At 66.8% G+C, this 22,171-nt stretch carries 21 protein-coding genes, 1 tRNA gene and 1 pseudogene; 10 read left to right on the forward strand and 13 right to left on the reverse strand.

Annotation, left to right across the window (positions count from 1 at the left end):
* The first annotated feature begins 46 nt into the window (after positions 1–46).
* Positions 47–418 carry a hypothetical protein gene (locus G6N59_RS16860; protein ID WP_138232327.1) on the forward strand — a complete coding sequence of 124 codons (372 nt, stop codon included), beginning with the start codon at positions 47–49 and terminating at the stop codon, positions 416–418.
* A 4-nt stretch (positions 419–422) separates the two neighbouring features.
* Here the strand turns inward: G6N59_RS16860 and G6N59_RS16865 are convergent, their stop codons facing one another.
* Positions 423–1,031 (reverse strand): TetR/AcrR family transcriptional regulator, encoded by a 609-nt coding sequence (locus tag G6N59_RS16865; RefSeq protein ID WP_138232328.1) that lies wholly within the window; start codon positions 1,029–1,031, stop codon positions 423–425.
* A 66-nt stretch (positions 1,032–1,097) separates the two neighbouring features.
* On the opposite strand from G6N59_RS16865, the gene G6N59_RS16870 reads away from it, so the two are divergent.
* Positions 1,098–2,369, forward strand: a complete 1,272-nt coding sequence (locus G6N59_RS16870; protein ID WP_138232329.1) for an oxygenase MpaB family protein — start codon at positions 1,098–1,100, stop codon at positions 2,367–2,369.
* A gap of 67 nt (positions 2,370–2,436) precedes the next feature.
* Here the strand turns inward: G6N59_RS16870 and cwsA are convergent, their stop codons facing one another.
* Complete coding sequence (gene cwsA / locus G6N59_RS16875; protein ID WP_138232330.1) at positions 2,437–2,805, reverse strand: cell wall synthesis protein CwsA; 369 nt, start codon at positions 2,803–2,805, stop codon at positions 2,437–2,439.
* Positions 2,806–2,937: 132 nt separating this feature from the next.
* Here cwsA and G6N59_RS16880 point away from each other — a divergent pair, with 132 nt between their 5' ends.
* Complete coding sequence (locus tag G6N59_RS16880) at positions 2,938–3,465, forward strand: peptidylprolyl isomerase (protein WP_138232331.1); 528 nt, start codon at positions 2,938–2,940, stop codon at positions 3,463–3,465.
* Between the two features lie 56 nt (positions 3,466–3,521).
* On the opposite strand, the gene G6N59_RS16885 is transcribed toward G6N59_RS16880, so the two are convergent.
* Positions 3,522–3,935, reverse strand: coding sequence for a PH domain-containing protein (locus G6N59_RS16885; RefSeq protein ID WP_138232332.1), 414 nt, complete (start codon positions 3,933–3,935; stop codon positions 3,522–3,524).
* A gap of 148 nt (positions 3,936–4,083) precedes the next feature.
* Positions 4,084–4,368, reverse strand: a complete 285-nt coding sequence (gene crgA, locus G6N59_RS16890) for a cell division protein CrgA (protein WP_020099906.1) — start codon at positions 4,366–4,368, stop codon at positions 4,084–4,086.
* An 81-nt stretch (positions 4,369–4,449) separates the two neighbouring features.
* Between crgA and G6N59_RS16895 the strand changes: the two genes are divergently transcribed.
* Both G6N59_RS16895 and G6N59_RS16900 read left to right on the forward strand, forming a co-directional pair.
* The gene (locus tag G6N59_RS16895; RefSeq protein WP_234884392.1) at positions 4,450–5,271 is read left to right on the forward strand and encodes a DUF881 domain-containing protein; all 822 of its coding nucleotides are present in this window, start codon (positions 4,450–4,452) and stop codon (positions 5,269–5,271) included.
* A gap of 33 nt (positions 5,272–5,304) precedes the next feature.
* The gene (locus G6N59_RS16900; protein WP_138232333.1) at positions 5,305–5,973 is read left to right on the forward strand and encodes an aminodeoxychorismate/anthranilate synthase component II; all 669 of its coding nucleotides are present in this window, start codon (positions 5,305–5,307) and stop codon (positions 5,971–5,973) included.
* Positions 5,974–5,993: 20 nt separating this feature from the next.
* On the opposite strand, the gene pknB is transcribed toward G6N59_RS16900, so the two are convergent.
* The 7 genes from pknB to G6N59_RS16935 form a co-directional block, all read right to left on the reverse strand.
* A complete protein-coding gene (gene pknB / locus G6N59_RS16905; protein ID WP_138232334.1) occupies positions 5,994–7,877 on the reverse strand; it encodes a Stk1 family PASTA domain-containing Ser/Thr kinase in 1,884 nt (627 codons plus the stop codon).
* A complete protein-coding gene (locus G6N59_RS16910) occupies positions 7,874–9,103 on the reverse strand; it encodes a protein kinase domain-containing protein (protein WP_138232335.1) in 1,230 nt (409 codons plus the stop codon). The genes pknB and G6N59_RS16910 overlap by 4 nt, the downstream gene beginning before the upstream one ends.
* Positions 9,104–9,170: 67 nt before the next feature.
* A complete protein-coding gene (pbpA, locus tag G6N59_RS16915; protein ID WP_138232336.1) occupies positions 9,171–10,649 on the reverse strand; it encodes a D,D-transpeptidase PbpA in 1,479 nt (492 codons plus the stop codon).
* Entirely contained in the window at positions 10,646–12,151 is a 1,506-nt protein-coding gene (locus G6N59_RS16920) for a peptidoglycan glycosyltransferase RodA (protein WP_138232337.1), read from the reverse strand. The genes pbpA and G6N59_RS16920 overlap by 4 nt, the downstream gene beginning before the upstream one ends.
* Positions 12,152–12,224: 73 nt before the next feature.
* Complete coding sequence (locus tag G6N59_RS16925) at positions 12,225–13,790, reverse strand: PP2C family protein-serine/threonine phosphatase (RefSeq protein WP_138232338.1); 1,566 nt, start codon at positions 13,788–13,790, stop codon at positions 12,225–12,227.
* Positions 13,787–14,254 carry an FHA domain-containing protein FhaB/FipA gene (locus tag G6N59_RS16930; RefSeq protein WP_138232339.1) on the reverse strand — a complete coding sequence of 156 codons (468 nt, stop codon included), beginning with the start codon at positions 14,252–14,254 and terminating at the stop codon, positions 13,787–13,789. Before G6N59_RS16930 ends, G6N59_RS16925 begins: the two co-directional genes overlap by 4 nt.
* 124 nt (positions 14,255–14,378) lie before the next feature.
* A complete protein-coding gene (locus G6N59_RS16935; RefSeq protein ID WP_138232340.1) occupies positions 14,379–15,920 on the reverse strand; it encodes an FHA domain-containing protein in 1,542 nt (513 codons plus the stop codon).
* Positions 15,921–16,196: 276 nt separating this feature from the next.
* Here G6N59_RS16935 and G6N59_RS16940 point away from each other — a divergent pair.
* Positions 16,197–16,279 (forward strand) — tRNA-Leu (locus G6N59_RS16940).
* A 26-nt stretch (positions 16,280–16,305) separates the two neighbouring features.
* Here G6N59_RS16940 and G6N59_RS16945 read toward each other — a convergent pair.
* A complete protein-coding gene (locus G6N59_RS16945; protein WP_163911383.1) occupies positions 16,306–17,505 on the reverse strand; it encodes an IS481 family transposase in 1,200 nt (399 codons plus the stop codon).
* Positions 17,506–18,001: 496 nt separating this feature from the next.
* On the opposite strand from G6N59_RS16945, the pseudogene G6N59_RS16950 reads away from it, so the two are divergent.
* The 3 genes and pseudogenes from G6N59_RS16950 to G6N59_RS16960 all read left to right on the forward strand — a co-directional run bounded on the left by G6N59_RS16950 (position 18,002) and on the right by G6N59_RS16960 (position 20,592).
* Positions 18,002–19,236 (forward strand): annotated as a pseudogene (locus G6N59_RS16950) (IS256 family transposase).
* 76 nt (positions 19,237–19,312) lie between these two features.
* Positions 19,313–19,912: a GrpB family protein gene (locus G6N59_RS16955; RefSeq protein WP_234884002.1), complete on the forward strand. Its 600-nt coding sequence runs from the start codon at positions 19,313–19,315 to the stop codon at positions 19,910–19,912.
* Positions 19,913–19,923: 11 nt separating this feature from the next.
* Positions 19,924–20,592, forward strand: coding sequence for a nucleoside/nucleotide kinase family protein (locus G6N59_RS16960; RefSeq protein WP_138227980.1), 669 nt, complete (start codon positions 19,924–19,926; stop codon positions 20,590–20,592).
* Positions 20,593–20,595: 3 nt separating this feature from the next.
* Here the strand turns inward: G6N59_RS16960 and G6N59_RS16965 are convergent, their stop codons facing one another.
* On the reverse strand, positions 20,596–21,369 hold the full coding sequence (locus G6N59_RS16965; protein ID WP_138227981.1) for a helix-turn-helix transcriptional regulator: 774 nt from the start codon (positions 21,367–21,369) through the stop codon (positions 20,596–20,598).
* A 61-nt stretch (positions 21,370–21,430) separates the two neighbouring features.
* Here G6N59_RS16965 and G6N59_RS16970 point away from each other — a divergent pair, with 61 nt between their 5' ends.
* The gene (locus tag G6N59_RS16970; protein ID WP_234884003.1) at positions 21,431–22,105 is read left to right on the forward strand and encodes a class I SAM-dependent methyltransferase; all 675 of its coding nucleotides are present in this window, start codon (positions 21,431–21,433) and stop codon (positions 22,103–22,105) included.
* Positions 22,106–22,171 lie beyond the last annotated feature (66 nt).

Genomic DNA, 22,171 nt, shown 5'->3' on the forward strand with positions numbered 1-22,171 from the left:
TCCGCCTCCAAGATGGCTCCAACCGCACGGCCCTAACCTGGCGGTTATGACGACAGAGATCAGCTACGCGAAGTGGATGCTGCCACTGTCCGTGCCGTTCGGCCTGGGTCCGCGCCACAGCGAGGTGCAGGTGCGCGACGGCGCGCTGCACGTCTCCATGGGGTGGGGCTTCTCCGCCGAGATCCCGTTGAGTTCCATCACCGAAGCCAGCCGGTGGCAAGGCCGCATCACGTCCTGGGGCGTGCACGGGTTCCGAGGACGGTGGCTGGTCAACGGTTCGTCGGACGGGGTGGTGGCGCTGACCATGGATCCACCCGTCAAGGCGAAGGTGTGCGGCGTGCCGGTGACGCTGCGGGAACTCGGGGTCAGCGTCACCGATCCCGACGCGCTCATCGCGGCCTGCACTACGACCGATTGACGGACTAGCCGCAGGCCAGGCCACTGATCCCGTGCCATAGCCATTCGGTCGTGGTGTCGACGATCTCGCGGCGGGACACCTCCGGATGGTTGAGCCACCACGTGGAGACGCCCCTGATGGCCGAAGTCAGAAGGACCAGCTTGGCTTCGAGCAAGGGGCTGTCGGCCGTAAACCCCGCGCTGGCCAAGTCGCCGGCCAATGCGGCCCCAAGGGCTTGATCGGCCGTCTGGCTGAGTTGAAGGCCCACTTCAGCGATTTCCGGGTCGGCAAGAGAGTCGAGAGCGAGGATGCGAAACGCGAGCGGCCGCGTGTGCAAGAACTCGAAGTGTGCATCCAGCACTGCGGCCATGCGGTCGCGAGGTGTTCCGGTGCTGCCGGAAATCCGTTCGGACAGCACGGCAACCAAGGCCGTCACCTCGTCGGCCAAGAACGACAGCACCAAATCCTTCTTTGACGGGAAATGGTCGTAGACGACCGTGCGCGTCACCCCTGCCTCGGCAGCGATGTCGGCGATCGACACGTCGTCGTATGGGCGTTCTGCCAGCAGCGTGCGGGCTGCGTCGACGATCAGTACGCGCCGCTGGGCGCCGTTCATTCGTCGCTTCTCGGCCATCGGGAAGACAATAACCGACACCGGTGTCTGTTGACAACCGACACCGGTGTCGGTAATGCTCTGGACATGAAATCCGCCGCGGCCATCGACGCCGCCACACCGGGCCGGACACCGACGGAATTCCTGTATTGGCAACGCATCGACGACCCCGTCGTGCAGCGGGCGCGCAAAGCGTGGCAGAAGGTGTGGCGATTCGATCCACAGCCGTCCGACGACTACGTCCAGAGGTTCGCGCAGGCCTACTACCACGCAGACCCGGTGGCCGAGGCGTTCGTCGACGAGGTGTATCTCGGGGAGATCGGCCCGAAGGCCGGCCGCGCGATGCTGGACCAGGCACTGGACCACGGCATCGAATCGGTCCCCGATGCGCCGGCGTCGATGGTCAGGCTGTTCGAAGAGTTCGAGACGGCGCCGGACTGGCTCGACCATGAGCTCATGGAGAAGGGCGCCAAGGTGTTTCGGCGCTGGGGCACCGCAGTGTTCAGCTTCGCCACGACGAGCACTCTTGAGATGTACTCGGAAAGTTCGATCACCAAGCCACTGTCGTACGCGGGCGGATATGCCGGGGACAAGGCCCACAAACGTCAGATGGAGACGGTGCGGTTCTGGATCGACGTGTCCGAGCCGGGTGGGCTGGGCCCGGGTGCGCGCGGGCGGGCGACGGCGATGCGGGTGCGCGTCATGCACGTGTTCATCAGGCGCAAGCTGATGCAGCGGCCGGAATGGAATCTCGATGCCTGGGGTGTGCCGATCAGCATCGGTGATGCGACGCTCACCTTGATGGGCGGCAGCATCGTTCCCGGGCTCGCGCTGTGGAGCGCCGGACATCAGACCACGATCACCGAAATTGAAGCGACGCTGCACTTTTGGCGCTACGTCGGGCACCTCCTCGGCGTGCAGCCGGACTGGTATCCGCGCGACTTCCGGGAGTCCGTTCAGTTGATGTTCGCGGCATTCGTGAAGCGGGCATACACCGCCGGCGATGACGGCAAGGAACTCGTTGAGTCGTACCTGCCCGCGTTCAAGCCGAAACCGGGTACGCCGCTGCGCAAGCGGATCCGCGACGAATTCAACTACCGGCTGCAGATCGGCTACACCGGTGTCTGGCTGCTGCCCACCACCTACTCCAGGCACCGCATGCCGCGGCGGATGCCATGGGTGCTCATGCCCGCAGTGGCCGCGCCCGTCACCTTTGTGATGGAGACCGTACGCCGCTTGGTGCCCCGCCTCGACAGTGTCGCCGACGCGGTGCAACGCCGACGGCGTGAAGCCTGGTACCGCAATGAAATGGGCGACGCTGCCGCGGAATTCACTCCGGTCGAGGAATTCCGCCGCTGACGAGAGTGAGCTTGTGTGCCAGATCCGGCTCGGATTTGGCACACAAGCTCAGTATCGGCGCGAAAAGCTAGGGCTGCGGCGTGACGTCCACGCTCGGGGGCAGCGGGGAGGGCTCCGGCTGCATCGAGCGCCTCACGATCGAGAACGTGATGCCACCGAGGGCCAGCACTGCGACGGTGACGCCGGCTATCAGCAGGGGACGACGACGCTTGCTGCCCGTCTGCACCACGACCGCCAGATCACCCGCGGCATCCTCGCCGCGGTGGCACCGTCGCCCGACCCACCGGGCGGTACCAACCGTCGATCCGACGCCCAGGCCGAGCACCCCGCGCAGGATCAGCAGCGGCCCGACGATCGAGTACTTCAGTCCCCGGCCCAGCCGGGCACCGGAACTGGGGCGGCTGACCTCGGGGACGTTCTCGGTGACAGTGCTCATCAACCAGCCTCTCTGCCGGACATGATTTGTGGAGAGAACCGAAGCGGGGGCTCGGTTCTGCGTTCGGGCTTCCACGTTATTCGTTGGGGGGCGACTTCGGGGTCTTAAATGTGAGTGGCAGACTGACTTTCCGTGACGAGCCCCATTCAGACTGCGACCGCGACGCTGCACACCAACCGCGGCGACATCAAGATTGCTTTGTTCGGTAACCACGCGCCCAAGACTGTTGCCAACTTCGTTGGACTGGCCCAGGGCACCAAGGATTACTCCACCGAGAACGCCTCGGGCGGCACCTCCGGCCCGTTCTACGACGGCGTCGTCTTCCACCGCGTCATCGACGGCTTCATGATCCAGGGCGGTGACCCGACCGGCACCGGCCGCGGCGGCCCGGGCTACCAGTTCGCCGACGAGTTCCACCCGGAGCTGCAGTTCGACAAGCCGTACCTGCTCGCCATGGCCAACGCCGGCCCGGGCACCAACGGTTCGCAGTTCTTCATCACCGTCGGCCCGACCCCGCACCTGAACCGTCGACACACCATCTTCGGTGAGGTCGTCGACCCGGAGTCGCAGAAGGTTGTGGACGCCATCGCCTCCACCGCCGTCGACCGCGGTGATCGCCCGACGGAGCCGGTCGTCGTCGACTCGGTCACCGTTTCCTAGTCCCAGCCTGACGCGCGGCGCGGCAGTCCCCCACCGGGGCTGCCGCGCCGTTTGCGTTACGGGATGTAGCCGGCGTCGGTCAGGGCGTCGAGGACGTTGATGGGGTCGGTGCCGACGTCCCAGCGGGTGAAGACCAGCAGCCGATCGTCGACGGTGTCGAGTTCGAGCAGCCGGACGTTGCGGGTGAGCCGCCGGAACTCGGTGATGCGCACGGTCTTGAGGTCGGCCTGTGTATAAGTCTGCGTGCCAAACCACCCGCGAACCACCAGGCCCGCGGGCGTGATCGCCAGCTTCGGGCGGGCGCGCCAGGACATGAGGGCGAAGATCAGCAGACCGATGGCGGCGATGCCGCCGAGAAAGCGTCCCGGGAGGTCAGTCACCGACGTCAGGGCGACTGCGGCGAGGACGAGACCGCCTGCTCCGCAGGCCGCGATGCCGGCCGTCGGTGGGCTCCATTGAGTTTGTTCCACGAGATATCCACACCCTTGGGGGCAAGTTATCCACAGGCACTATCCCCAATGGGGATGAATCACATCGATGTGATTGGGTGACCGTGAGGTTGCCGATTGGGTTACGCAGCGAGACCGGGATGTAACGAACCGGGGCGGAAAACCCAGGTCAGCGCCACCGCATGGTCAGCAGCAGGCCGGTGATCATGAACGCGAAGGCGATCGCGTAGTTCCACTGGGCCAGGTCGGCCATCCACTGCAGAAGGTGGGGAGTACCGGCCGGGTTCAGCGCGGCGAGCTGGAACACCGCCAGCCAGATCAGCCCGATCAGCATGAGCGAGCAGAAGAACACCACGAACCACACGCTCGACGGTCCGGCCTTGACCTTCACCGGCGTCCGACTCACCGGGTTGATGGTGAAGTCGTTCTTCTTGCGAACCTTGGACTTGGGCATTGGTACCTTCGCGGACTGTTCGGTGCCGCACTTCCGCGCCGGCGGAGAAAAACCGGCAATTCGGTGCGACGATGGAGCGGTATGCACTCAGAGCCTAACGCAGAAGACGTGTCGCCTCGCAGGCCCTGGTGGACGGCCGGGACCGCGGAACCTGCCCAGCCGTCCCGGCACTCCGCCTGGCGTTTCGGCGTGCCGGTGGTCTGTGTGCTCGCCGGCCTCCTGCTGGCCACCACCCACAGCGTGTCCGGGGGTAGCGAGATCCGGCGCAGCGATGCGCCCCGCCTCGTCGACATGGTCAAGGAAGCCAAGCAAACGGTAGCCACCCGGACCGCGGAACGCGACAGCCTGCAGCATCAGCTCGACAACCACCACGGCGGTACGCCAGGCGCCGAAGCCGCGCTCGGTGCCATCACGAGCCGGGCCAACGAACTCGGGCTCGAACTGGGCCTCGATCCCATGCACGGCCCCGGTCTGGTGATCACCCTCAACGACGCGCAGCGCAACGCGCAGGGCCAATACCCCCGCGACGCCACGCCCGACGACCTGGTGGTGCACCAGCAGGACGTCCAGGCGGTGCTCAACGCGCTGTGGTTGGGCGGAGCCGAGGCCGTCCAGATGCAGGACCAGCGAATCCTGGCCACCTCGGCGCCGCGCTGCGTCGGCAACACCCTGCTGCTCAACGGCCGTACCTACAGCCCGCCGTACGTCATCACCGTCATCGGCAACGTCGACGGCATGCGCGCCGCGCTCGCAGCCGCGCCGCTGGTGACGCTGTACAAGCAGTACGTGGTGCGGTTCGGGCTCGGTTACACCGAGGAGCAGCGGGCGTCGGTGGACGTCGTCGGCCACCCGATGCCGGTGAAACTCAAGTACGCCCAACCGGCCGGACCGGTTACGTATTGATCGGGCCCGCGGGCGACCCAGTAGCCTGACGACATGCAGGTACTCGTCCTCGACAACTACGACAGCTTCGTGTTCAACCTGGTCCAGTACCTGGGCCAGCTTGGGGTGCACGCGCAGGTCTGGCGTAGCGACGACGAGCGCGTCTCCACCCCTGAAGGCGTCGCGGCCGTGGCCGAGGAGTTCGACGGGATCCTGGTGAGCCCCGGGCCCGGTACTCCCGAACGCGCGGGCGCCTCCATTCCCCTGGTCCGCGCCTGCGCCGAGACGCGCACCCCCCTACTGGGGGTCTGCCTCGGACACCAGGCCATCGGCGTGGCTTTCGGTGGCACGGTGGACCGCGCGCCGGAACTGCTACACGGCAAGACCAGCCTGGTGCACCACGCGAACAGCGGTGTGCTGCAAGGACTTCCAGACCCGTTCACGGCGACGCGGTACCACTCGCTGACCATCCTGCCGGAGACGCTGCCGGCTGAGCTGGAGGCCATCGGGCAGACCGACAGCGGCGTGATCATGGCGGTCCGGCACCGCGAGCTGCCGATTCACGGCGTGCAGTTCCATCCGGAGAGCATCCTCACCCAAGGCGGCCACCGGATGCTGGCCAACTGGCTCGCGTTCTGCGGTCAGGCCCCCGACGAGGGGCTGGTCAGTCGCCTCGAGCAGGAAGTCGCCGACGCGGTCTCGGCCGCGACCCGCACCGCCTGATCGAACTCGCTGAGGAACGCTTACGAGGCGAAGCTCAGCGTGATCGACGCGTTGAAGTTGACGCCGCTGCCGGCTGCCGGCATCTGGCTCACCACGGCATTGCTGCGCTGACCGCTGTTCTGCACGTCGGCACCCTTGATCAGCACGCCGGTCCAGCCAAGGGCCCGCAGGTTCGGCTCGGCGTCGGTCCAGAACTGGCCCGTCAGGTTCGGCATGACGAACTGGTTGCCCTGGGAAACCTTCAGGGTGATCGGCGCGTCCTTGGCGGTCGGTGTGCCCGCCGGCGGGTCGGTGCCGATGATCTCGCCGGCCGGCTTCGGGCTGTCGATCGGGGCGGTGAGGATGGTCAGGAAGCCGACGGTGTTGAGGTTTTTCGTCGCGACCTCGACGTTCTGGCCGTTGACATCGGGAACAGGCACCAGACCCGGGCCGGAGCCGACGATGATGGTGATGACGTTGGTGATCGCCGACGTCTGATGGGCCGGCGGGTTGGTCGCGATGACCCGGTCCTTCTGTTCCGGTAGCGACTGCGAGACCGTCTGCTGGATGTTCCGGAAACCGGCGGACTGCAGCTTGGCCATCGCGTCGGAGGGTGAGAGCTTCGAGACGTCCGGGACCTCGCGTTGCTCGGGACCGGTGGAGATGTTGATGGTGATCTCGTCACCGGCGGCGACAGACGTGTTGGCCGACGGTTCGGTGCCGATGACGTGGTCCGGCGCGACCGTGGAGTCGGGCCGCTGCTGGGTGCGGGTCTTGAAGCCGCGGTTCTGCAGGTTGGCGACGGCGTCGGCCTGAGCCAGTCCGCGCACGTCCGGAATCTGCTGGTCGTGCGGCCTGCCGTTGATGAGGTTGATGGCAACGGTGACGACGACCGTCAGCACCGCCAGGATGGCCGCGGCGATGAGCCAGCGGCCGATGGGCGTTGCGGCCCGGTCCGTCGAGCGGTAGGGCTGCGGGTTGACGCTGATCTGCTCCGGCATCATGCTGCGTGGTCCACCGAACCCGCCGGTGCCCAGCATCGCGGTGCGCTCGGCGTCGGTGAGCACCTTGGGCGCATCCGGAGCCTCGCCGGCGTGCACGCGGATCAGGTCGTTCCGCATGTCCGCGGCGCTCTGGTAGCGGTTGTCCGGGTTCTTCGCCAATGCCTTGAGCACGACGGCGTCCAGCTCGGGGGTGATGCCGGAGTGCCGCTGCGACGGCGGCACCGGGTCCTCACGGACATGCTGGTAGGCCACTGCGACCGGGGAATCGCCGACGAACGGCGGCTCACCGGTGATCAGTTCGTAGAGCACGCAGCCCAGCGAGTAGACGTCCGAGCGGGCGTCGACGTTCTGCCCACTGGCCTGCTCGGGCGACAGGTACTGGGCGGTGCCGATGACCGCCGCGGTCTGCGTCATTCGATTGCTGCTGTCGGCGATGGCGCGGGCGATACCGAAGTCCATGACCTTGACCGCGTTGGCCTTGCTGATCATGATGTTCGCCGGCTTGATGTCCCGGTGCACGATGCCGTGCTGGTGGCTGAAGTTCAGGGCCTGGCAGGCGTCGGCGATGATCTCGATGGCGCGCTGCTGAGGCAGCGGCCCCTCGGTGTGCACGATGTCGCGCAGTGTCACGCCGTCGACGTACTCCATGACGATGTACGGCAGCGGCCCATTGGGCGTCTCGGCCTCACCGGTGTCGTAGACCGCGACGATCGCCGGATGGTTCAGCGCGGCGGCATTCTGCGCTTCGCGGCGGAAGCGCAGGTAGAAGCTCGGGTCCCGAGCCAGGTCGGCGCGCAGCACCTTGACCGCCACGTCGCGGTGCAGGCGTAGGTCCCGGCCGAGGTGAACCTCGGACATGCCGCCGAAACCGAGGATGTCCCCCAGTTCGTAGCGGTCGGAAAGGTGCTGGGGCGTGGTCATCTGATGGCCGGTCCTGACAATTCAGGGAGCGAAGCCGACTGACCCGCCGGTGCGCCGGGCGTCTTCGTGGTCTCGGTGATGGTGTTCGTGACTGTGGGCTGCTGCTGGTGCTTCTGGTCTTGGCGGTCCTGCGCGTTGAGCACGATCAGGATCGCGATGACGATCGCCAGCGCACCCAGCACACCCGCGGCCCACAGCAGCGCGCGCTGTCCGGGCGAGAACGTCCGCCGCGCGGGCGGGGACGGACGGTGGCTGCCGGTCGCGGGCCGCGGCCGCGGGGTTGCGGGAGCCGGACGCGCCGGCTCGATGGCCGCCCGCGCCTGGGTGCTCGACGGGATCGCCGCGGGAGCGGCCCGTCCGATGGTCGGTGCCTGGTTGGGTCTCGGCGGACGTCGTCCGGCCCGGACCGCGGCGACGGCGTCGGCGAACGGGCCGCCGCTGCGGTAACGGTGGATGGGGTCCTTGGCGAGCGCGATCTCGATCAGCTCGCGGACGTTCGGGGGCAGGTCGGCCGGCAGTGGCGGCGGCGCTTCCTTGATGTGCTTCATCGCGACGGTCAGGGCGCCGTCACCGGTGAACGGCCGGCGGCCGGACACGGACTCGTAGCCGACGACACCGAGCGAGTAGACGTCGCTGGCGGCGGTGGCGTCGTGTCCCAGGGCCTGTTCAGGCGCGATGTACTGGGCGGTGCCCATCACCATGCCGGTCTGCGTGACAGGAGCCGCGTCGACGGCCTTGGCGATACCGAAGTCGGTCAGCTTCACCTGGCCGGTCGGGGTGATCATGATGTTGCCGGGCTTGACGTCGCGGTGCACCAGGCCGGCGCTGTGCGCGACCTGCAGGGCTCGGCCCGTCTGCTCCAGCATGTCCAGCGAGTGCCGCAGTGACAGCCGGCCGGTGCGCTTGATCACCGAGTTCAACGGCTCGCCGTTGACGAGCTCCATGACCAGGTAGGCGGTGCGGCCGGAATCGTCGAGCTCGGTCTCACCGTAGTCGTAGACGCTGGCGATGCCGGGGTGGTTCAGCATGGCGACCGTGCGCGCCTCGGCGCGGAACCGCTCGACGAATTCGGGGTCGGTGGAGTACTCGGCCTTGAGCACCTTGATGGCGACCTGTCGGCCGAGCCTGCTGTCGACGCCTTCCCAGACCTGACCCATGCCACCGGTGGCGATGAGTCGCTGAAGTCGATAGCGGCCGGAAAGTGTGACTCCGACGCGTGCGCTCATCCGCGATCCGCCTCCGCTTCTCGCAGGCAGCACATCCGCGATCCGCCTCCGCTTCTCGCTGCCCCGCTCATGATCCCTCCCGTAGCGCCGCGGCGATGGTGGCCCGCCCGATGGGTGCGGCCAGCGCACCGCCGGTTGCGGACAAACGGTCCCCACCATTCTCCACTAGGACTGCGACGGCCACCTTCGGGGACTTGGCCGGTGCGAAAGCGATGTACCACGCGTGCGGCGGGGTGTTGCGCGGATCGGTGCCGTGTTCGGCGGTGCCCGTCTTGGATGCGATCTGCACGCCGGCTATGGCTCCCTTCTGCTGCGTCACCTGCTCGGCGCCGACCATCAGATCCGTAAGTGTAGCCGCGACCTGGGACGAGATGGCCCGCCGCTGCTGGTGCGGTGAGGTGGCCGCGATGTTGGAAAGGTCAGGTCCCTTCAGGTCGTCGACCAGGTAAGGGGCCATGCTGACGCCGCCGTTGGCGACGGTCGCGGCGATCATCGCGTTCTGCAGCGGGGTCAGGGCGACGTCCTTCTGACCGATGCTGGACATACCCAGGGCCGGGGCGTCGGAGATCGGGCCGACGGTCGACTCCGCGACCTGCAGCGGGATCGACGGCGGCGGAGTGTCCAGGCCGAACTGCCTGGCCATGGTCCGCATCGCGTCGGCGCCGCCCCGCAGGCCCAGTTCGACGAACGCGGTGTTGCAGGACTTGGCGAATGCCTCCCGCAGTGACACCGTCGGGCCGCCGCCGCACGCCGCGCCGCCGTAGTTCTCCAGCGTTGCGGTGCTGTCCGGCAACGTGATTCGCGCTGCCGAGGTCAGTTGGGTGTCAGGGGTGGCGCCGGCCTGCAGCGCCGCTGCCGTGGTCAGCACCTTGAACGTCGACCCCGGCGGGTAGGTCTCGGAGATCGCCCGGTTCTGCAGTGGTGAGTCCGGGTTGTCGCGCAGCTCCTGCCAGGCGGCGGACTGCCTATCGCTCTCGTGCGAGGCGAGGAGGTTGGGGTCGTACGACGGAGACGACACCATGGCCAGAATCTTGCCGGTGGCCGGATCCAGCGCGACCACCGAGCCCTTGCACGGGTTGCCGCCGCAGCCCTGCTGCATCGCATCCCACGCGGCTTGCTGCACGCGCGGCACGATCGTGGTGTCGACGTTGCCGCCGCGCGGGTCACGGCCGGTGAAGAAGTCCGCGAGGCGGTTGCCGAACAGGCGCTCGTCCGAGCCGTTGAGGATGCTGTCCTCCGCGCGTTCGAGGCCGGTGCTCGAGTACTGCAACGAGTAGAAGCCGGTGATCGGCGCGTAGACCAGCGGGTTCGGGTAGATGCGGAGGTACCGGAACCGGCCGTTGGTCGGCATCGAGTACGCCAGCAGCTGGCCGTTGGCCGTGATCTGACCGCGCTGGCGCGAGTATTCGTCGAGCAGCACCCGCTGGTTCCGCGGGTCGGCGCGCAGGCTGTCGGCGGCGAACACCTGGGTGGTGGTGGCGCCCAGCAGCAGCAGTACGACCAGTGCCATGACCAGTCCTGAGACGCGACGCAGTGAGGTGTTCATTGCTTCTCGATCACCTCGGTGCTGGCCGACGCGATCGACGACGTGTTGGGGTTCCGGGTCGGCAGCGGCCGGCGGGCGACGTGCGAGACCCGCAACAGCAGGGCCAGCAGCACGTAGTTGGACAGCAGTGACGAGCCGCCGTAGGACATCCACGGCGTGGTCAGACCGGTCTGCGGGATCAGTTTCGTGACACCGCCGACGACGATGAACAGCTGCAGTGCCAGCGCGGCGGCCAGGCCGGCGGCCAGCAGCTTGCCGAAGCTGTCACGCACCGCGATGGCGGTGCGCAGGCCCCGGATGATGACGATGGTGTAGAGCATCAGCACCGCGGCCAGGCCGACGAGCCCGAGCTCCTCGCCCACCGCCGCGATGATGAAGTCGGTGGAGGCGTCGGGCACGGTGCCGGGTTGTCCGTTCCCCAGGCCGGTGCCGAAAATGCCGCCGGTGGCGAAGCTGAAGAGGGACTGCACCATCTGATAACCGGCGCCGTCGGGATCGGCGAACGGGTCCATCCAGTTCTGCACGCGCACCCGCACGTGCGCGAAAAGGTGGTACGCCACAAGGCTTCCCGCACAGAAGAGCGTCAGCCCGATGACCACCCAGCTGAGTTTTTCTGTGGCCACGTACAGCAGCACCAGGAACGTCGCGTACAGCAGCAGGGACGCCCCGAGGTCCTTCTCGAAGACCATGACGCCGATGGAGCCGACCCAGGCCACCAGGAGCGGAGCCAGGTCGCGCGGCCGGGGCAGGTCCATCCCGAACATGTGCTTGCCGGCGCTGGTGAACAGGCTGCGCTTGGTGACCAGCACGCTGGCGAAGAAGATCAGTAGCAAGATCTTGGAGAACTCGGCGGGCTGAATCGAGAAGCCCGGCAACCGGATCCAGATTTTGGCGCCGTACTGCTCGGCCACCGAATCGGGCAGCACCGCGGGGATGGCGAGGAGTATCAGGCCGGCCAGGCCGCAGATGTAGCCGTAGCGGGCCAGCATCCGGTGGTCGTGCACGAACATCAGGATCGCCGTGAACACCAGGATGCCCAGCAGGGTCCACAGCATCTGCTGGTTGGCGTTGCCGCCCGGCACGATGCCCGCCGGCCGGGCGTGGGCCGACAGGTCCAGCCGGTAGATCATCACCAGGCCCAGCCCGTTCAAGAGCGCGACCACGGGCAGCAGCAGCGGGTCGGCGTAGGGCGCGTAGCGGCGCACGGCCAGGTGGGCGCCGCCGAACAGCACGATGAAGCCGACCATGAACTGGATGAGGTCCATCCGCAGGCCGGTCTCCTGATTGGCCTCGACGATCAGCAGCGCCACCGTCGTGATCACGGCGGCGAACCCCAGCAGGACCAACTCGGAATTACGCCGATTGGGCAGTGGAGGAGCGACCGCCACCGGAGACTGCGGCTGCGTGTCCTCCCGTCGCTTCGCTCGCCCCTGGGTGTCTTCCCGTCGCTTCGCTCGCCCCGCTGTGTCTTCCTGCCGCTTCGCTCCCCCCGGCGTGGTCATGCGTCGACTCCCGCTCGCCCCGGCCCTCGCTCATGCCTCGTTGCGATGCTCACGCGCGGTCGTCCTCCGGGCGTCATGACGCGTTCCGGCAGTTTGTGCCCGGCTCCTGAGGTGGCGGAGGGAGTGCCGTGGCCGTCGGGGACGGAGCCGCGGGCACGGTGGGGGTGGCCGGGACAGGCGCTGGGCTGGAGGGATTGGGGACTGGCGCCGGGCCGGGAGCCGCTGTCGGCGCAGTGGTGGGGGCCGGCGTCGTGGAGGCCGGGGCTTCGGGTCCGGGGGCCGGACCGCGCGGCGGCTGGGGCACCACCGACAGCGACGGCGCGGGTGCGCCGGGTGCCGGTGCCGGGGCAGCCGGCGGGGCGACGACGGGCGGCGCGCACAGCGGCAGCAACGAGCTGCGGCTCAATTCTTTGAGCTGACGGATCGCGTCGTCGACCGTGCCGGTCGGCAGGCCCGCGGTAACCTGCGCCCGACCGGACTCGCGCAGGTCGGCGACCTTCATGGGCTGGCAGCCGGCGTGGGTGTCGTCGACGCCGATGATCGTCATCTCGGAGTGGGTGTCGAGGCAGGCCAGCAGGTATGGCTCTTGCAGCGGTAGGCCGAGCAGCGAACCCGGTATCCCGCGCATGATGTAGACCGAGCCGTTGTAGCCGGCGACGTAGTAGTTGCTCCGGATCAGGTAGCGCCCGATGGCCAGGCCGCTGACGAGCAGCAGGATCAGCAGGATCGCGCCGATGATCAGGTTGCGCCGGGTGTGACTCTTGCGCTGCGGTGGATCAGGTTGTGCCACCGGCTTTTTCGCCGCTGCTGCCGCGCGCTTCGGGTTGAAGGCGGAGGCGCGTCCGGCCGCGGTGTTGGGCGGCAGGGTGTCGTCGTCCTGACCCGACACCGCACCCGCCAGGATCGGGGCGGTCTGGCCGTACTCGTAGTCGACGACGTCGGCCACCACGACGGTGACGTTGTCCGGGCCGCCGCCGCGCAGCGCCAGCTCGATGAGGCGGTCGGCACAATCGACGACATCCGGGATCTGCATGGCGGCCTGGATGGTTTCGTGGCTGACGGGGTCGGACAACCCGTCCGAGCACAGCAGGTAGCGGTCGCCGGCGCGGACTTCCCGCATGGTCAGCGTCGGCTCGACCTCATGGCCGGTCAGCGCTTTCATGATGAGCGAGCGCTGCGGGTGGCTGTGGGCCTCTTCGGCGGTGATGCGGCCGTCGTCGACCAGGGTTTGGACGAACGTGTCGTCCTTGGTGATCTGCGTCAGCTCACCGTCGCGCATCAGGTAGCCGCGAGAGTCGCCGATGTGCACCATGCCCAGCCGCGTGCCCGCGAACAGGATGGCGCTCAGGGTCGTGCCCATGCCCTCGAGTTCGGGGTCGGCCTCGACGTGCGCGGCGATGGCCGCGTTGCCGTCGTGGACGGCGTCGTTCAGCTTGGCCAGCAGGTCGCCGCCGGGTTCGTCGTCGTCCAGGTGCGCCAATGCGGCGATGACCAGCTGTGAGGCGACCTCGCCCGCGGCGTGGCCACCCATTCCGTCGGCCAAAGCCAGCAGCCGGGCCCCGGCGTAGACGGAGTCCTCGTTGTTGGCGCGGACCAGGCCGCGGTCGCTGCGCGCGGCATATCGGAGTACGAGTGTCACGGGCGCAGCTCGATTACCGTCTTGCCGATTCGAACCGGCGTTCCCATTGGAACCCTTACCGCCGTCGTCACTTTCGCCCTGTCCAGGTATGTACCGTTGGTCGATCCTAGGTCTTCGACGTACCACTCGGAGCCTCTCGGCGACAGCCGGGCGTGCCGTGTCGAGGCGTAGTCGTCGGTGAGCACCAGGGTGGAGTCGTCGGCCCGACCGATCAGGACGGGCTGGCTGGTCAGGGTGATCCGGGTGCCGGCGAGGGCGCCTTCGGTCACCACCAGCTGGCGCGCGTACCGGCGTCGGTCCCGGTTGGGCAGCAGGGTGCCCCGGATCGCCAGGCCGCGCCGCACCATGACGGCTCCGGTGGGTGCGTAGATGTCGGTGCGCAGCACGCGCAGGACCGACCAGATGAAAAGCCAGAGCAACAGAAGGAAACCGACCCGCGTCAGCTGCAGAACTAACCCCTGCATCCGACGTCCTCTCCGTTGCCGCGTCGAGGCTGGGCCCGGTGCCCGGTAGCCGTCGGCATCGTCACGATACTTTGGCGATCACCGGCCGGTGTGCACATCATCCGGCCGGTGACGGAAACCGGGCTCAGTGAACGCGGACCACGATCTCGGAGTGACCCACCCGGATGACGTCGCCGTCGGCCAGCTGCCACTCCTGAACCGGGGCGTTGTTGACGGTGGTGCCGTTGGTCGAGTTCAGATCCGACAGCAGCGCGGTGTGCCCGTCCCAGCGGATCTCGAGGTGACGACGCGAGACGCCGGTGTCGGGCAGGCGGAACTGGGCGTCCTGGCCGCGACCGATGACATTCGCGCCTTCGCGCAGCTGGTAAGTGCGGCCACTGCCGTCGTCCAGCTGCAGGGTGATGTTTGCGCCGGCCGCACCGTAGCCACCGCCGTAGCCGCCCGGCTGGCCGTAGTCGGGTTCGGCATAGCCGGCGGCGGCGCCGTAACCCGGTTCGCCGTAGGCCGCCGGGGCCGGGGCCTGGCCGTAGCCCTGGTCCGCGGGGGCCTGACCATAGCCCTGATCGGCCGGGGGCTGACCGTAACCCTGCGGCGGCTGGCCGTAGTTCTGCTCGCCGTAGCCGCCCTGGCCCGAAGGCTGGCCGTAGCTCGGCTGACCGTAGTTCTGCTGGGGCTGGCCAGCCGGTTGACCGTAACCCTGGTCAGGCTGGCCGTAGCCACCCTGCGGGGGCTGTCCGTAGCCGCCCTGCTGGCCAGCCGGTTGACCGTAGCCCTGGTCAGGCTGGCCGTAGCCACCTTGCGGGGGCTGGCCGTAGCCGCCCTGCTGGCCGCCGTAACCCTGGTCGGGCTGCTGGCCGTAGTTGGGCTGGCCGTAGCCCTGCTCGGGCTGGCCGTAGCCGCCCTGCGGACCGACGGGCGGCGGTCCGGGAGGACCACCCTGGGGGCCGCCGTAGCCGCCCTGGCCGTATCCGGCCGGGCCCGCGCCGTAACCGGCCTGGTCACCCGGCTGTCCGTAACCGCCTGGCTGTCCGTAACCGGGGCCACCCTGCGGGGGCTGTCCGTAGCCGCCCTGCTGTCCGTAACCCGGCTGCGGGTAGCCGCCCTGGCTCGGGTCCTGGGGGTACTGCTGACCGCGCTGCTGCTCGTCGGGCTGCCGTCCGTAGTCGTACTCGTCGCCTGGCTGGCCCTGTCCCTGGCCGGGGCGGTGGGTCGGGTTGTCAGTCATCGTTGGTACTCCTGGTTCTGCGGTGTGCACGCGGTCGCTGGGTGCCGGCCGCGGTGGCCCGGCGGTTGAGTCGGGGTTGACCGCGCCGTGGACGCGGAATTGGCCGGTATGAAGGCCAGGTGACGGCTCAAACCTGACGACCACCTCACCATACGTTTGCCATCCCCGCTCATGGACGAATCCCTCGAGGTGTTTGGCAAAAGCACTGGGTGTGAGGTCAGGATCGGCGTTCACCTTCTCGAAATCGGTGTAACTGAGCGTAATGACGTATTGGTTCGGTGCCAAAATACGGCCGCCACCGACATCGTGGGCACCGGATTCTGCTTCCCGCTGTAATGCGGCCTCGACTTCAGGGGGCGCGATGGACCCCCCGAAGACGCGGGCAAAAGCGTCTCCGACCGTGGTCTCGAGCTTGCGCTCGATCCGGTCGACCAGACCCATGTACCCCTGCCTCGCTTCGTCTCGGTGGTCCTGATGTGACGTGCGCAATAAATGCGGACACCACTGTTACGCATGCTATCGGCCTGACCTTGGAATACGTGACCAACAGAATCGTGAGAATTCCAAAGGTGCTGGTCAGGGAGTCGCGAGCCGGCACGCGGAGCGCTGCCCCGCGCGATTTCGCGGTTTCGACGAGCCGGATTGGGCAGAAGCCGGTGGTCAACGGTGGATTTGGAGCCGGGGGTGGGGGTGGTGATACTCTCTCCCAGTTGTTTGGGGCGAGTGGCGGAATGGCAGACGCGCTGGCTTCAGGTGCCAGTGTCCTTCGGGACGTGGGGGTTCAAGTCCCCCTTCGCCCACTCAATGTGGTGAGTCGAGTCATGGGTTACACATGAGTCGAGTCATCGGTTACAGAGAACCCCGGCCTTTTGGCCGGGGTTTTTTGTTGGTGGGGCCAGTAGTTTCGGTCGGGGTTGATGTGGTGGTCGGCGATCGGGGTGTAGCTGGTTGTGCTGATCACGGTGACGGTGCTGGTGGCCACCAGGATGAGCACGGGTGTGCCGGCGTGGCGGCGTCCGATGCCCAGGTGGTGCAGGCGGCTGCCGTGGCGCAGGGTGAGTTTGCCGAATTGGTCGACGGTGTCGTGGCGGATGCGGAAGTGTTCGACGGTGCCGGTCGGGGTGGCTTTGGGTCGGGTGGTGTAGGCCTGCGCGGGGGTGGTGGCCGCTGGCAATGCGCGGTGCACTCGGGCGGTGTTGTAGATGACGGTGAATTCGTCGAGCAGGCATTGCAGGTCGGCCAGGGTCGCTGGTCGGGGGCGGGCGGCGAGCCAGCGTTTGAGTGTTTGGTGGAACCTCTCGATTTTGCCTTGGGTTTGGGGGTGTCCGGGGCTGCCGTTCTTTTGCCTGACTCCCAGGGTGGCGATGAGTCGTTCGAAGTCGTTGTGGCCGTGGGTGAATCGTGATGTGTAGACCGATCCGTTGTCGGTCAGGGTGGATGCGGGCAGCCCGTGGGTGCAGATCAAGGTAGTGAAGCTGGCCACGACCTCGGTGACGCTGACACTGCCGAATGCGGTGCAGTACAGCAGATATCGGAAATGGTCATCGAGCCAGTTGAGGATCTCGGTGTCAGTGCCGTCGGCCAGAGGCCAGTGCGTGAAGTCTGACTGCCAGCATTCATTGGGCTGTTCGGCGGCGAACCGCCGGAAGGACCGTTTGGGGCGTTTGCGTGACTGCGGGGTGATCAGGCCGTGGTGGTGCAGGATGCGGCGAATGGTGGAGGTCGAGGGCACCGGGAGCTGTTGTTGCGCCAGGTGCGTTTGCAGGGTCACCGGCCCGGCGTCGAGGCCGTTGGCGGTGAGCTTCTCGCGCAGCAGCACGATCGCGGCGATGACCTCATCGCTGACCGCGCGGGGATTGCTGGCCGGACGCCGCGACCGCGGTTCGACCGCGTCGAGGCCGCCGTCGCGGTAGCGCTTGAGGAGGCGGTAGATGTGCTGGCGGGACATCGAGTAATCGCGGGCGGCGGCGCTGACCGACAGATGCCCTGAGACGACTTCCAACACCACCACGCGGGCTTTCGACATGAGTCATGACTGTCACCTATGACGCGACTCATCGAGTGTCGTTCCAGGTGTAACCCATGACCCGACTCATCTGTCACCTATGTCGTGACTCACGACACCCCTTCGCCCACTCAACTGCAGTTCTACGAACTGTCGGCATTAAGGTCACGAACTCGAAAGAGGTCGTGACCTTTTTGTTTTGTGGGGGTTCACCTTGTTGGTGTGGTGAATCAGGGTTGCCAGGGACTTGTCCGCGTAGATCCCCGCGCCCGATCCCCACCATGGAATCGACAACGCTTATCGCCCACTTGCGCGGAAGTGTGGGTACCCCAACCGCGCTTCGTCGAATCTCCAGAACCGAGACTGAGGTGTGTGCGCGACTAGGTTGCGTCCATCAAGGTGGTGTACGAGTCGGACCTGATCAGCGGTACCGGCGTGTCGTAGCCGAGTGATTGAAGGTCATCGCGTGATTCTTCGAGAGACCGTCCAAAGTCACTCGAGCAAAGGAATCGACGCGATGACCACTGCCCACAATATCGATCTGCCCACTGTGCTGGCCGAACGACTCACCACTGCCCATCCCGACGTGCTGCGCGAGCTGCTGGCCACGTTCATCCACACCCTGATGGGCGCCGAAGCCGACGCCCTATGCGGTGCCGGCTACGGCGAACGCTCGGCTGAGCGCACCAATTCCCGCAACGGCTACCGACACCGTCAATTCGACACCCGTGCAGGGACTTTGGATCTTGCGATCCCGAAGCTGCGGCAAGGATCCTACTTCCCGGACTGGCTGCTGGAGCGCCGTAAACGCGCCGAGCGGGCCCTGACCACGGTGGTGGCGACGTGTTACCTGCTTGGTGTCTCGACGCGGCGGATGGACAAGCTGGTCGAGACCCTGGGCATCACGTCGTTGTCGAAGTCGCAGGTGTCGGTGATGGCCAAGGAACTCGACGCCGCCGTGGAGGCGTTCCGGACCCGGCCGCTCGATGCCGGCCCGTATACGTTCGTCGCTGCGGACGCTCTGGTGCTCAAGGTGCGTGAAGCCGGCCGGGTGGTCAACGTGCACGCCCTGATCGCCGTCGGGGTCAACGCCGAGGGCTACCGCGAGATCCTGGGAATCGATGTCACGACCGCTGAGGACGGGCGGGCTGGTTGACGTTCTGGCGGTCGTTGACCGCCCGCGGCCTGTCCGGGGTCAAACTGGTCACCAGCGACGCCCACGCCGGGCTGGTCGCCGCCATCGGGGCCACCCTGCCCGGAGCGGCGTGGCAGCGCTGCAGAACCCACTACACGACCAACCTGATGTCCGTCACTCCCAAGAGTTCGTGGCCCTGGGTGCGCACCCTGCTGCACTCGGTGTTCGACCAACCTGACGCTGAATCCGTTGCTGCTCAATATGATCGGATCATCGACGCATTGTCCGACAAGCTGCCCAATGTCGCCGATCACCTCGAAGCGGCGCGGCCGGATCTGCTGGCGTTCACCGCGTTCCCCAAGCAGATCTGGCGCCAGATCTGGAGCAACAATCCCCAGGAACGACTCAACAAGGAGATCCGCCGGCGCACCGACGTCGTGGGCATCTTCCCCGACCGCGCGGCCCTGATCCGTCTCGTCGGAGCAGTGCTGGCCGAACAACACGACGAATGGGCCGAGTCGCGGCGCTACCTCGGCCTCGACGTTCTGAGCAAATCACGCACCGTCAACGACACCCCAACCGAACAGGAGGCTACCCCCGCGGCACTGCCCGCCTGACCCAACTACCTCGAAGAATCACACGACGACGTCATACACCACGTCCCTGGACTTGACCCGCGACTAGCCTGAGTAGGTGGGGGACGCATCGGTACAGATCCGACGGTACGACGCCGCCTGGGCAGAGGAGTTCGCCGAGCAGCGTGACCAGTTGGCACTGAAGCTGCAGCCGTGGCTGCACGGCTCTATCCATCATGTCGGATCGACGGCCGTGGTCGGCCTGGCAGCCAAGCCCATCATCGACGTCGCCGCTCCGGTCAGATCCTTAGTCGAAGCGCGTCGTGCGATGCCGGTACTGGGGTTGGCTGGCTGGATGTCGTGGCCATCCGATCCGAACCGGTCGTGGCGACTCTGGTTCCTGCGCCCGCAGCCTGATGCTCGAACGCATCATCTCTATCTCATCGAGCACGACGACCCCCATCTACGGGAGTTGATCGCGTTCCGCGATCGACTGCATACAGACGCGTCAGCGCGTGAGCAGTACGCAGAACTCAAACGCTATCTGGCACAGAAACATCGAACGGACCGAGACGCCTACACCGCGGCCAAGACGGGCTTTGTGGTCAAGCTTCTGCGGGAGGCGGGCATCGAACCGGAGCCACGACCGGATACCGCAGTCGGTAACCAAGTCCAGGTATGGCCCGCGGCCAGAGATATCGGCCATGACGCCCTTTAGTATCCGATGACGTGAACCTGCGATCCGACATGCTGCGCGGCCTGGCTGAATCGTTGATCGCGCTGGAAGGCGACCATCCACTCCGTGTGGCGATCGACGGCATCACCGCCTCAGGCAAGACCACCCTCGGCAACGAACTGACCTCCGCCATAGCCGAGCGAGAACATCCGGTGATCCGGATCCGCATGGACGACTTCCACCACCGGCGTGAACACCGTTACCGCCAGGGCAAGGATTCCGCGCGGGGCTACTACGACGACGCCTACGACTTCGACGCCCTCAACCAGCATGTGCTCAAGCCGCTCGGACCCAACGGGAACCGTGCATTCCGCCGCCGCATCATCGACCTCGCCTCCGACACCTCGATCGATGAACCCGTAGAACTGGCCGCACCTGGCAGCGTCCTCGTTGTCGACGGCAGCTTCATGCAACGCCACCATCGCGAAAACTGGGACGTCGTGATCTTTGTCAACACCAGCTTCGACGAAGCACTGCGACGCGGAACTGACCGCGACGCAGAGCAATTCGGCGGTCACGCCGAAGCGCAGCAGCGCTACGCCGACCGTTATCACGCGGCGTCGCGCATGTACATCGGCGAGGTCAACCCCGCCCAAGCCGCCGACTTCGTCATCGACAACGACGACCTGTCCAGCCCACTGCTGTACCGCAACTCCATGTGAGAGTCAGTCAACCAGTAGCCGCGCTCCGGTGGCGAGTGCGGCTGTCGTGGAGACGCCGAGAAGCGCGCGAGCCGTGTCGCTGAGATGCGACGGCGAGGCGAATCCCGCGTCGGCCGAGGCCTGAGTCAGGGATTTTCCATCGGCAACTGCCGTTGCTGCGTGGATCAGCCGGACCCATAGCCGGTACCTGCGGAACGTGGTTCCGGTCTCGGCGGCGAACAGGGTAAGGAAGTAGGACGGTGAAAGGCTCACTGTCGCAGCAGCTTCCGATGCACTGAGTGTAGTCTGCGGATCTCTGCGGACCTGCTCGCCAAGCAGAGTGATCCGTGGGTCGACCCGTCGGCTGGTACTGGGCGAGGACACCCCGAGTTGTTGCAGAATCCGGTAGGGGTTGAAGACGTCCTGAGTGAGCATCTCGATGAGGATGCGCTCATTGCGGTGGCCGGTGTACAGGCCTTTGCCGGTCTCGCGCATCCCGTGTGTGCAGTGCGCCACTCGTGTGGCCGTGGGATCGAAGGTGCACACTGCTACCCGCTCCGGCACCTGCACTATTTGCGTGACCGCTTGTGCTGGGATGAACACCGACCGGGCACGCACCGACTGGCCGTCGGTTGTCATCGTCAGCGGTCCCGATATGCCAAGGATGAGGGCGCCCACCATGCGGGCGTGGCCGCTGAGGTCCAGTGGCGGACCGAGATAGATGGTGGCGCCCAATGACAGCCAACATACGGGCCGGTCATCGAGGGCGAACGTTTCTGGAAGCGCACCGACGACCATGCCCGCATCGTAATGACCAGACAACTACGGCAGCCGGTCTGCTGTACGAGAGGGGCGAATGGTGAGTGGTGCCTGGGGAAATCGGTGGTTCGCCGCGACGGTGGGGGCGTTCTATGACTGGGCGATGCAACGGCAATGGGTGGCCGACGGGTACCTGCGTCTGATCGTCGGGGACGATGCGCTCGGATTGCTGGGTGCCATGGATGCCGTGGCCGTCATGCCTGACGGCTCGTCGATCCTGGATGTGCCGTGCGGTGGTGGGATCACCCTGCGCAGGCTGTGTCCGGGTCAGCGGGTGCGCTACGTGGCGGCGGACATCTCCCCGGCGATGCTTACCCGCGCCCGTCGCTACGCCGGTGCCGGCGGCAATGCGACGGTGGAGTTCGTCGAGTGCGATGTCACCGGCATGCCGTTCGGCGACGGCGAGTTCGATCTTGTCGTGTGCTTCAGCGGTCTGCATTGTCTTCCCGATCCGGCGGCAGCGGTGCGGGAATTGGCGCGGTGTGTGCGGCCCGGTGGCCGCGTGATCGCTGACGTTGCGCTTCACGGTCAGCTGCGGCGCTGCGATGCCTTCATGACGTTCGGTCGACGGTTCGGGGTCTTCGGCCCGCCCGCGACGTTGTCCGAGGCTTGGGGCTGGTTCACCGACGCTGGACTGACCACCACTACACAACACCGGGCCGGCGCCCTGGTCTACATCGACGCCAAACGTCCTGCTCAGGCCACCAACAGCTGAGCGCCCTCGACAGGGTGTCCGCCTCGTCTCCTGGCGGAGCTCAGGCGGTGTATGCCAGGCGGCAGT

This window comes from Mycolicibacterium aubagnense, from assembly GCF_010730955.1.
GTDB classification, from domain to species: domain Bacteria; phylum Actinomycetota; class Actinomycetes; order Mycobacteriales; family Mycobacteriaceae; genus Mycobacterium; species Mycobacterium aubagnense.

Coding starts and splice junctions, on each gene's coding strand:
- G6N59_RS16860 (WP_138232327.1), top strand. CDS start 47: ATGACGACAGAGATCAGCTACGCGAAGTGGATGCTGCCACTGTCCGTG.
- G6N59_RS16865 (WP_138232328.1), bottom strand. CDS start 1,031: ATGGCCGAGAAGCGACGAATGAACGGCGCCCAGCGGCGCGTACTGATC.
- G6N59_RS16870 (WP_138232329.1), top strand. CDS start 1,098: ATGAAATCCGCCGCGGCCATCGACGCCGCCACACCGGGCCGGACACCG.
- cwsA (WP_138232330.1), bottom strand. CDS start 2,805: ATGAGCACTGTCACCGAGAACGTCCCCGAGGTCAGCCGCCCCAGTTCC.
- crgA (WP_020099906.1), bottom strand. CDS start 4,368: ATGCCCAAGTCCAAGGTTCGCAAGAAGAACGACTTCACCATCAACCCG.
- G6N59_RS16895 (WP_234884392.1), top strand. CDS start 4,450: ATGCACTCAGAGCCTAACGCAGAAGACGTGTCGCCTCGCAGGCCCTGG.
- G6N59_RS16900 (WP_138232333.1), top strand. CDS start 5,305: ATGCAGGTACTCGTCCTCGACAACTACGACAGCTTCGTGTTCAACCTG.
- pknB (WP_138232334.1), bottom strand. CDS start 7,877: ATGACCACGCCCCAGCACCTTTCCGACCGCTACGAACTGGGGGACATC.
- G6N59_RS16910 (WP_138232335.1), bottom strand. CDS start 9,103: ATGAGCGCACGCGTCGGAGTCACACTTTCCGGCCGCTATCGACTTCAG.
- pbpA (WP_138232336.1), bottom strand. CDS start 10,649: ATGAACACCTCACTGCGTCGCGTCTCAGGACTGGTCATGGCACTGGTC.
- G6N59_RS16920 (WP_138232337.1), bottom strand. CDS start 12,151: ATGACCACGCCGGGGGGAGCGAAGCGGCAGGAAGACACAGCGGGGCGA.
- G6N59_RS16930 (WP_138232339.1), bottom strand. CDS start 14,254: ATGCAGGGGTTAGTTCTGCAGCTGACGCGGGTCGGTTTCCTTCTGTTG.
- G6N59_RS16935 (WP_138232340.1), bottom strand. CDS start 15,920: ATGGGTCTGGTCGACCGGATCGAGCGCAAGCTCGAGACCACGGTCGGA.
- G6N59_RS16945 (WP_163911383.1), bottom strand. CDS start 17,505: ATGTCGAAAGCCCGCGTGGTGGTGTTGGAAGTCGTCTCAGGGCATCTG.
- G6N59_RS16965 (WP_138227981.1), bottom strand. CDS start 21,369: ATGGTCGTCGGTGCGCTTCCAGAAACGTTCGCCCTCGATGACCGGCCC.